Annotated in this window: 11 protein-coding genes; 8 read left to right on the forward strand and 3 right to left on the reverse strand. The window is 68.5% G+C overall.

Annotation, left to right across the window (positions count from 1 at the left end; genetic code table 11):
• Positions 1-388: 388 nt before the first annotated feature.
• The 7 genes from Tchar_RS12810 (at position 389) to Tchar_RS12840 (ending at position 6,553) form a co-directional block, all read left to right on the forward strand.
• Positions 389-1,117, forward strand: coding sequence for a YqgE/AlgH family protein (locus Tchar_RS12810; protein ID WP_144329385.1), 729 nt, complete (start codon positions 389-391; stop codon positions 1,115-1,117).
• Positions 1,114-1,539, forward strand: coding sequence for a Holliday junction resolvase RuvX (ruvX, locus tag Tchar_RS12815; RefSeq protein WP_144329386.1), 426 nt, complete (start codon positions 1,114-1,116; stop codon positions 1,537-1,539). The genes Tchar_RS12810 and ruvX overlap by 4 nt, the downstream gene beginning before the upstream one ends.
• On the forward strand, positions 1,536-2,090 hold the full coding sequence (gene pyrR, locus Tchar_RS12820; RefSeq protein ID WP_144329387.1) for a bifunctional pyr operon transcriptional regulator/uracil phosphoribosyltransferase PyrR: 555 nt from the start codon (positions 1,536-1,538) through the stop codon (positions 2,088-2,090). The genes ruvX and pyrR overlap by 4 nt, the downstream gene beginning before the upstream one ends.
• Before the next feature lie 19 nt (positions 2,091-2,109).
• Positions 2,110-3,063 carry an aspartate carbamoyltransferase catalytic subunit gene (locus Tchar_RS12825; RefSeq protein WP_144329388.1) on the forward strand — a complete coding sequence of 318 codons (954 nt, stop codon included), beginning with the start codon at positions 2,110-2,112 and terminating at the stop codon, positions 3,061-3,063.
• Positions 3,060-4,406 (forward strand): dihydroorotase, encoded by a 1,347-nt coding sequence (locus Tchar_RS12830; protein ID WP_144329389.1) that lies wholly within the window; start codon positions 3,060-3,062, stop codon positions 4,404-4,406. Before Tchar_RS12825 ends, Tchar_RS12830 begins: the two co-directional genes overlap by 4 nt.
• 113 nt (positions 4,407-4,519) lie before the next feature.
• Entirely contained in the window at positions 4,520-5,329 is an 810-nt protein-coding gene (locus Tchar_RS12835; RefSeq protein WP_201739373.1) for a lysophospholipid acyltransferase family protein, read from the forward strand.
• 204 nt (positions 5,330-5,533) lie between these two features.
• Positions 5,534-6,553, forward strand: coding sequence for a DUF475 domain-containing protein (locus tag Tchar_RS12840; RefSeq protein WP_201739375.1), 1,020 nt, complete (start codon positions 5,534-5,536; stop codon positions 6,551-6,553).
• Positions 6,554-6,699: 146 nt separating this feature from the next.
• Here the strand turns inward: Tchar_RS12840 and Tchar_RS12845 are convergent, their stop codons facing one another.
• The 3 genes from Tchar_RS12845 to Tchar_RS12855 all read right to left on the reverse strand — a co-directional run bounded on the left by Tchar_RS12845 (position 6,700) and on the right by Tchar_RS12855 (position 8,266).
• The gene (locus Tchar_RS12845) at positions 6,700-7,380 is read right to left on the reverse strand and encodes a hypothetical protein (protein ID WP_201739374.1); all 681 of its coding nucleotides are present in this window, start codon (positions 7,378-7,380) and stop codon (positions 6,700-6,702) included.
• Positions 7,381-7,620: 240 nt separating this feature from the next.
• Positions 7,621-7,878 carry a hypothetical protein gene (locus tag Tchar_RS12850; RefSeq protein WP_144329391.1) on the reverse strand — a complete coding sequence of 86 codons (258 nt, stop codon included), beginning with the start codon at positions 7,876-7,878 and terminating at the stop codon, positions 7,621-7,623.
• 49 nt (positions 7,879-7,927) lie between these two features.
• Positions 7,928-8,266: a hypothetical protein gene (locus tag Tchar_RS12855; protein WP_144329392.1), complete on the reverse strand. Its 339-nt coding sequence runs from the start codon at positions 8,264-8,266 to the stop codon at positions 7,928-7,930.
• Between the two features lie 289 nt (positions 8,267-8,555).
• Here Tchar_RS12855 and Tchar_RS14140 point away from each other — a divergent pair.
• On the forward strand, positions 8,556-8,698 hold a 143-nt coding region (locus Tchar_RS14140), incomplete at its 3' end, for an AAA family ATPase (protein ID WP_236640466.1).

Here is an 8,698-nt window from a genome sequence, read left to right on the forward strand (position 1 = left end):
TGTGCGTCGAGACACACGAGACCTGGCTGGAGGACAGCCGTTACCTGAACATGACGCTCCTTTCGGAGCAGAAAAAGGAGGCGTTGAGACTGGCCGCCTGAAGCGGCCGCGCGCTGTCGTCATCGCTCCGGGCTACGCCCTCCGCGACAACGACAGCGCAAACAGGATCAACCAATTACCTGATCACCAATTTGCACAACTTGACGCACACAACTTCCGCGGCGTGCGCCCTTCCGCGCCGCCACCGGGAAGACGGCCCCGTCCATGCGTTTCGCCCAGGCCGGGGCCAGGACGCTGTCGCGACCCTTTGGCACCATGGCGCGCACGCCAGCCCCTGCAGGCTGGGTGTCGGCTTCGGACGTCCAGGGCGCCCCGTACAATCGCCGCCATGACGACCGATGCGCCTGCCATCGATTTGACGCATCATTTTTTGATTGCGATGCCCGGCCTGAGCGATGAGCTGTTCGGGCGCAGCGTGGTGTACGTGTGCGAGCACACGCCCAAGGGAGCGCTGGGGCTCATCATCAACAAACCCACCGGCCTGACCCTGGGCGATTTGTTCGAGCGGCTCGACCTGCCGCTGGGCCGACCGGAATGGGCCGACCTGCCGGTGCTGCGCGGCGGGCCGTTGCAGACCGAGCGCGGCTTCGTGCTGCATGAGGACATGGGGGAGCCGCAGCCGGTGGCGCCGCCGGCTGCGCCTGCCCCGGCCACTGCCGCGGACGCGCCCGCCTCGGCGCTGGGCGCCTGGATGCAGGCTGCCGGTGGTGCTGCGCCGCCAGCGGCCCCGGCGGTGGAGGACACGCCTGCGCCGCGCCCGACGGTGTATGCGGCGACCCTGAAGGTGCTGGGCAGCGGTTTGGAGTTGACCACCTCGCGCGATGTATTGGAGGCGGTGGCCGTGGGCGCCGGGCCGCGCCAGATGCTGGTGACGCTGGGTTATTCGTCCTGGGGCGAGGGGCAGCTGGAGTCGGAGATCGGCGACAACGCCTGGCTGACCGTGCCGGCCGATCCGGCCTTGCTGTTCGACGTGCCGCCGCAGCATCGCTACGAACGTGCGATGGCGTTGCTGGGCTTGCAGCCGTGGATGCTGGCGCCGGGAGCGGGGCGGGCATGAGCGCGTCGGCTGGCCGCATCTGGGGTGTGGTGCCCGCTGCGGCACAGTTGTATTTGGCGTTCGACTGGGGCCAGCGCCGCGTCGGCGTGGCCACTGGCAACACGCTCACCCGCACCGCCACTGCGCTGACCACCGTGGCGGCCGAAGGCGATGCACGCTGGCGTGCGCTGCTCGCGCTCATCGCCGAATGGCGACCGCAGGCGTTGGTGGTGGGGGTACCGCGCCACCCCGACGGTGCCCCCCACGAGCAAACGCGGCGAGCCGAGCGCTTTGCCCGCCAACTGCATGGCCGCACGGGTTTGGCGGTGGTGGAGGTGGACGAGCGCTACACCACCACCGAGGCGCACGCAGCGGGCGCGCGCGATGCCGACGCCGCGGCGGCGTGCCTGATCTTGGAGCAGTATTTGAGGAGCTTGCCATGACGTCCCACCCGGACGCCGCGGCGACCGGCGCCTTGGCGCTGGATGCCGAAACCTTGTACGCCGAACTGCGGCGCGCCGTGCAGGCGCTGCTGGCGCAGGGGCCGCAGCCCTGCCATCTGGTGGGGGTGGCCTCGGGCGGCGCGTGGCTGGCGGCGCGCATACACCGCGAGCTGGGTTTGCCGGGCGAGCCCGGCGTCATCGTGCCGGCGCTGCATCGCGACGACTACGCCCAGCGGGGGCTGGCACCGGTGTCGGCACGTACCCGCCTGCCGTTTGCGGTGGACGGCGCGCACGTGTTGCTGATCGACGATGTGCTCTACACCGGGCGCACGTTGCGCGCGGTCCTCAACGAGCTGTTCGACTATGGCCGCCCGGCCAGCGTGCGGCTGGCGGTGCTGGTGGACCGCGGTGGCCGCGAGCTGCCGGTGGCCGCCGATGCGGCGGCGGTGCGACTGCCCCTGCCGCCACAGCAGTCCTTCGAGCTCGAGCAGCGTCCCGATGGACGCTTCGGTTTCGTGCTGCTGGAGCGGGCAGCGGCGGCGCGCGGATGAACGGCTGGAGGCCCCGGGAATGCGCAACCCCCAACTCAACCGCCACGGTGAACTGATCCACCTGCTGTCCACCGAAGGGCTGCCGCGCGCCGTGATTGTGCAGATCCTGGACACGGCGGCGCAGTTCGTCAGCGTCAACGACCGCGAGGTCAAAAAGGTGCCACTGCTGCGCGGCAAAAGCGTGTTTAACCTGTTTTTCGAAAACAGCACGCGCACGCGCACCACGTTCGAAATCGCCGCCACCCGTTTGTCGGCGGACGTGTTCAACCTGGACATCGCGCGCTCGTCCACCGCCAAGGGCGAGACGCTGCTCGACACCATTGCCAATCTGTCGGCGATGGCGGCCGATATCTTCGTGGTGCGGCACAGTGAATCCGGCGCGCCCTATCTGATCGCCCAGCATGTCGCGCCGCACGTGCATGTCATCAACGCCGGCGACGGCCGTCATGCCCACCCCACGCAGGGGTTGCTGGACATGTACACCATCCGGCACTACAAGAAAGATTTCGCCAACCTGTCGGTAGCCATCGTCGGCGACGTACTGCACTCGCGTGTGGCGCGCTCCGACATCCACGCCCTGACCACGCTCGGCTGCCCGGATGTGCGCGTGGTGGGCCCCCGCACGCTGGTGCCTGGCGATCTGTCGCACCTGGGCGTGCGCGTATGCCACTCGCTGGAGGAAGGTATTCGCGACTGCGACGTGGTGATCGCGCTGCGGCTGCAAAACGAACGCATGAGCGGCGCGCTGCTGCCCTCCAGCCAAGAGTTTCATCAAGCCTTTGGCCTGACGCCGCAGCGTCTGCGCTGGGCCAAGCCCGACGCCATCGTCATGCACCCGGGGCCGGTCAACCGTGGTGTCGAAATCGACTCCAGCGTGGTGGACGGCACGCAGAGCGTGGTGCTGCCGCAGGTCACGTTCGGTATCGCCGTGCGCATGGCGGTCATGAGCATCATCGCGGGGAACGAGGCATGAAAATACTCATTCGCGGCGGTCGGGTCATCGACCCTGCCAGCGGCACCGACCGCCTGGCCGATGTGGTCATTGCTGCTGGCCGCATCATCGGCATCGGGGCCATGCCCGCTGACTTCGCCCCCAACCGTGTCATCGACGCATCTGGCTGCTGGGTCCTGCCCGGCGTGGTGGACCTGTGCGCGCGCCTGGGCGAGCCGGGGCTAGAGCACGCCGGTATGCTGGAGAGCGAAACCGCCGCCGCCGTGGCCGGCGGCGTCACCAGCTTGGTGTGTCCGCCCGATACCGACCCCGTGCTGGACGAACCCGGCTTGGTGGATATGCTGCGCAGCCGTGCGGACAAATTACACCGCACGCGCCTGTTTCCGTTGGGGGCGCTCACACGTGGGCTGGCGGGCGAAGTGCTGGCCGAGATGGTGCAGCTCACCGAGCGCGGCTGCGTCGGCTTCGGCCAGGCCGAACGCCCGATCGTCAACACTCAGGTGCTGCAGCGTGCGTTCCAGTACGCGGCCACGTTTGGCTACACGCTGTGGCTGCGACCCTGCGATCCGTGGTTGTCGCAGGGTGTGATGGCCAGCGGGCCGCTGGCCACCCGTCTTGGGCTGTCGGGGATGCCGGCGGCAGCGGAAGTCATCGCCCTGCACACCCTGCTGGAGCTGCTGCGGGCGGTGTGTGCCAGCACGCCGGCCGGCCAACCGCCGATGCACCTACACCTGTGCCGCATCAGCAGTGCGGCCGGAGTGGCGTTGGTGCGGCAGGCCAAGGCCGAAGGCTTGCCGGTGAGCGCCGATGTCAGCATCCATCACCTGATGCTGACCGATGTCGACGTCGGCTACTTCGACACCCGCATGCGCCTGCAGCCGCCGGTGCGCCAGCAGCGCGACCGCGATGCCCTGCGCGCCGCACTGGCCGACGGCACGCTCGACGCCGTCGTCTCCGATCACACGCCGGTGTCGGCCGATGCCAAGGCGTTGCCGTTTGCCGAGGCCGAGCCCGGCGCCACGGCGCTGGAGCTGCTCGCCGCCGTGGCGTTGAAATGGGCGCAAGAAGACGGTGTGGCGCCGCTGCGCTGGGTCGAGGTGCTGACTGCCGGCCCCGCGCGTGTGCTGGGGTCCCGCCTGGGGACGTTGCAGGCCAGCGTCGGGCGCTTGGCCGTCGGCGGCGTAGCCGATGTCTGCGTCTTCGACCCCAGCGAGACCTGGCGCGTGCAGCCGCAGCACCTGTGTAGCCAAAGCCGCCACACGCCATTCGAGGGGCATGCGTTGCCCGGGCGCGTGCGTGCCACCTTGGTGGGCGGGCACGTGGCCTACGATGCTGTAGTGGCAGGCAGTGCGCATGCGGCCTGAGCGGCGGACCTTGCTGGTGTACCACGGGTGCCGGCCTGCGCCACGGCGTTGGTGTGGCTTCGGTGTGTCGCGTCGTTGCTGGGGTGCCGCTCACGCACGGGGTTGACAGGCAGATGGATCGCCACCCCAACGGGACCGAGCCCGCCGTGGCGACGTCGATTTCCACGCTGCGCGCCCTGGGGCGTCTGCTGCGCCTGGCACTGCATGTGTTGGCCGGGCTGTGGACGGTGACACGCCGCTTTCCTCATTGGGACGCCGACACCCGCGCTGCCCGCATCCAGACGTGGTCAGCCCAGGCCTTGGCCATTTTGGGAGTGGCGGTGCGCGTGCACGGTGAGCCGCCCGCCCACGGGCCGCGACTGGTGGTGGCCAACCACGTGTCGTGGCTCGACATCTTGGTCATCGACGCGGTGCGGCCATGCCGCTTCGTGGCCAAAGCCGACGTGCATCGCTGGCCGTTGTTGGGGCGCTTGGTGGCGGGCGCTGGCACCCTGTTCATCGAGCGCGAACGCAAGCGCGATGCGCTGCGCGTCGTCCACCGTTTGGCCGAGCGCCTGCAGGCGGGCGACGTGCTGGCCGTCTTTCCGGAGGGCACCACCAGCGCTGGCGCCACTGTGCTGCCTTTCCATGCCAATCTGTTGCAGGCCGCGCTGGCCACCGACACCCCCGTGCAGCCGCTGGGCGTGGCTTATCGGGCCGCGGGCGCCGCGCCCGACGCTCTGGCCCGGCACGATGCCCCGGTCTACGTGGGCGACACGAGTTTGCTGACCTCGCTGTGGCGGGTGGTGCGTGCGCACGATCTGGTGGCCTGTCTTCACTGGGGCGAGGCACAGACCGCCCAAGGCCGCGATCGGCGCAGCTGGGCCGTTGCGCTGCGCGCCGAGGTTGCCGCGCTGGCTGGGCTGCCGCCCCCCATCGATTGAGGCGGCGCCATCTTGTCACCGCCGCGGCGCTGTCACCTCCGCGCGTACCGTACACTAGCGGGCTCGCCTTTGCCTGGGTCGCGGCTGGCGGCTTTGCCGAGGGCAGCCGCCCGACCAAGGGGCGGCAGCCTCCTCCGCACGCGGTGGCTCGTGTGTTCCCTGATGCGACTGGGCCGCAGCCCGTTTGACCGAGAGTTTTTCGTGATCCGACATTTTGGTTTTTCGCTGGCGTTTTCCGCCGTGTGCTTGGGGTTGGCCGCTTGGTGGGGGCAGCAATCATCCCTGGGCGTGTGGACGGCCCTGTGGTTGACGGTGGTGCTCGCCGTTTTGGAAGTCAGCTTGTCGTTCGACAACGCCGTGGTCAACGCCGGTGTGCTGCGCAACATGAGTCGGCTGTGGCGGCAGTTGTTTCTCACAGTCGGTATTTTGATTGCCGTCTTTGGCATGCGGCTGGTGTTTCCCATCGTCATCGTCGCCGTCTCGGCCGACCTTGGCTGGGGCGAGACGGTGCGGTTGGCCATGCAGCAGCCCGACGCATACGCCCGCGTGCTCACCAGCGTGTACCCCGTGATTTCCGCTTTCGGCGGTATGTTTTTGTTGCTGGTGTTTCTCAACTTTTTGTTCGACCGCAATAAGGAGACGCACTGGCTCGGGCCGCTGGAGTGGCGCCTGGTGCGCGCCGCCAAGTTTGACGAAATCAGCGTCTTCATCGCGTTGGCGGTGGTGTTTTCGACGCGCTGGTGGGTGCCGGAGGCGGAGCAGACGCGCGTCTTCGTCGCCGGCATCGCGGGCATCCTGCTGTATCTGGCGGTGGATGCGGTGGGGACGCTGTTCTCGGTCGAAGCCGAGGGCGAGGCCACCGTGGCGGCGATGCAGCGCAGCGGCTTTGCCAGTTTTCTTTACCTGGAAGTGTTGGATGCCTCGTTTTCGTTCGACGGCGTCATCGGCGCCTTCGCCATCACCAAAGACGTGGTCGTCATCATGCTCGGGTTGGCCATCGGCGCCATCTTCGTGCGCTCGATGACCGTGTACCTCGTCGAGCGCGGCACACTGCAAGCCTACATCTACCTGGAGCACGGCGCTCACTACGCCATCGGTGCCTTGGCGGCGATCATGATCGCGGGCACGGTCGTCCACGTCCCGGAGGTGGTCACCGGACTGATCGGCGTCGGCTTCATCGCCGCCTCCGTGTGGTCGTCGATGCGGGCGCGCCCTGCGTCCTGATCGGGGCGCAGTACGCCATGGGCGCAGTACCCGTGCAGTGCCAACGGAATGTGCGCGCTACGCGCGGCCATGCCAGGGTGGCCTCCCGTCTCGAGCGCCACCACAGCCGACCAGTTTCCGCCCGGCCCGGCCGAAGAGCCGCGTGATCAAGGCGAGCTACCGGCAGTGGCTGCATCCTGGGCCACGCGGGTGGCCGCTGCCGAATCGGTGGCCTTACGGGCGTCGGTGCGGGTGTGTACGGCGGGTCGAGAACGGGCGGTCTTACGAGTCGTCGGGCGCGTGTTGGGCGCGGGCTTGGGGGCCACCACGGGGCGCGGCGCCGAACGGTCCAGCTGACCCTCGCTCAAGGTGTCGAGCTGAAAACGCCCGCTGCGATCCCACAGCCACGTCTCCGTGTAGACCACGCTGCCGAGCTGATGCGGCGCCGGAAAGGGCGAGGCCTCACGTACCAAGCGCTCGATTTCGGCTTTGACGTGGGGCACGTGGTCTGGCGCGCGCATCCACTCGATGTGGCGCACATCGCCGCGGCTGCCAATGTGCACGCGCATCACCCCCACCGCTTGCAGCAAGGGCGGCAATTTGCCGGGATAGACGCGCTCGGCGTAGCGACCGTACAAATGGTGGGCTCCGTCGCGCCGATATTCACGTTCGGTGTTGGCCAACGAGATCGGGCCCGTGAACGCTGGTTCCTGCGTCGGCTTGGGGGCGGGTGCTGGCTCGACCACCAGGGGCTCGATGGGACCAGCGGGGGCAGGGGCATCGGCGCGCTGCGGCGGCGCGCTGGCACAGCCAACCAGCATCAGCGCCAAGAAAGCACTCCCCAGCATCGACCCGTCCCGAGAGCGCGCATCAGCACGGGGCAAGCGACCGAAGAGAAGCGAAAGACGCATGTCGGCGATCCGATGTTCGTGGGGGCGGCAGCGTGTGCGCTGACTGGGCCCCATTGTGCGTCAAGCGTGCGCAGCAGGCAATGGGCCGACCGGGGTCTAATGCCCCATTGCTCCGTGGCCCGCCTGTTCGGCACCGTTCGCCGCTCGGGCCGGCCGCACATTCGCCCAGCACCACCGTTAGTGCACGTTGGGCAGTGGCGACGTTCTGGCCAGGCGGTGGTCGGCGTCGGTTACTGCATTGATGAGCTGCTGCAGCGCCGCTGGCAGGCTGACCCCCGGATAGTACGAACCCACGATGGCCTGCGCCTGCCCAGCTACATCCGGTGGCATGGCTTGCCACAGCGCCCGCAACTCGGCGCGGTCGGTGTCGGTGACGCCGCAAACAACGGCCGCCATGGCCCGCAGCGCAAAGACGTAGCTCGGCGTCGCCTGCATGATGTGCACGCCCGGTTGCGCGCTCGGAAAATCGCCCAGCAGGGGCGTATCATGCCCGGTCGTTGCGGCGGCGGAACGGCCCCGGTGTTTCGCCGAACATGTGCGCGCGGGTGTGTGGCCGCGCGCCCCACAGGCGCGGTTGCGCCAGAAAACGCCCCGGCGCCTGCGCCCACGCCGGCGTGGTCAGCCCCGAACGCTGGGCGACGAACTCCGCAATGGCGGCGAGTGAGACATCCATCCATGGCGCGGATAGTGCAGCCGGCTCGACCTCGATCATCGCCCCCTGCCGCTCGGGACACAGGTTGCGCGGATGCGACAGCGCATCGACGAATTCTTTGGTGTAGAGATTGAATGCCTGGGGTTCGCGTTGACCTGCGCGTTCGGGCACGAGCGCGGGATTGTCTCGCCAACGGCCGAGACTCCCGCACCGGGCGCATGGTGCCATCGACCGCACGGTGCCGCGACGCGGCGGCGATGCTGCGTGCTGCTGCCGCTCGCACCGCGGGCCAGCGACAATCCACCCCCCAGGCTTGCGTGTGGACGGGTGCCAGTGCGCCGCACCATAATGTGCGCCATGGTGCGTCAAAAGCTCCCCATCGGCATCCAGACCTTCGCCAAGATCCCGCGAAGACAACGCCTACTACTACGTCGACAAAACCGCGTTTGCGCTGCGCCTGATCGAGTCGGGCTCGCACTACTTCCTCTCGCGCCCACGGCGCTTTGGCAAGAGCCTGTTTCTGGATACGCTCGCCGAGCTCTTCGCCGGCAACGAGCCGCTCTTTCGCGGTCTGTTCGTACACGACAAGTGGGACTGGAGCCG

Origin of the sequence: Tepidimonas charontis, from assembly GCF_007556685.1 — a bacterium.
In the GTDB taxonomy this organism is placed as follows: Bacteria; Pseudomonadota; Gammaproteobacteria; order Burkholderiales; family Burkholderiaceae_C; genus Tepidimonas; species Tepidimonas charontis.

Excerpts from the sequence above, each read along its gene's own strand:
- Tchar_RS12810 (WP_144329385.1), top strand. The coding sequence starts at position 389 with ATGACGACCGATGCGCCTGCCATCGATTTGACGCATCATTTTTTGATT.
- ruvX (WP_144329386.1), top strand. The coding sequence starts at position 1,114 with ATGAGCGCGTCGGCTGGCCGCATCTGGGGTGTGGTGCCCGCTGCGGCA.
- pyrR (WP_144329387.1), top strand. The coding sequence starts at position 1,536 with ATGACGTCCCACCCGGACGCCGCGGCGACCGGCGCCTTGGCGCTGGAT.
- Tchar_RS12825 (WP_144329388.1), top strand. The coding sequence starts at position 2,110 with ATGCGCAACCCCCAACTCAACCGCCACGGTGAACTGATCCACCTGCTG.
- Tchar_RS12830 (WP_144329389.1), top strand. The coding sequence starts at position 3,060 with ATGAAAATACTCATTCGCGGCGGTCGGGTCATCGACCCTGCCAGCGGC.
- Tchar_RS12835 (WP_201739373.1), top strand. The coding sequence starts at position 4,520 with ATGGATCGCCACCCCAACGGGACCGAGCCCGCCGTGGCGACGTCGATT.
- Tchar_RS12845 (WP_201739374.1), bottom strand. The coding sequence starts at position 7,380 with ATGCTGGGGAGTGCTTTCTTGGCGCTGATGCTGGTTGGCTGTGCCAGC.
- Tchar_RS12850 (WP_144329391.1), bottom strand. The coding sequence starts at position 7,878 with ATGCAGGCGACGCCGAGCTACGTCTTTGCGCTGCGGGCCATGGCGGCC.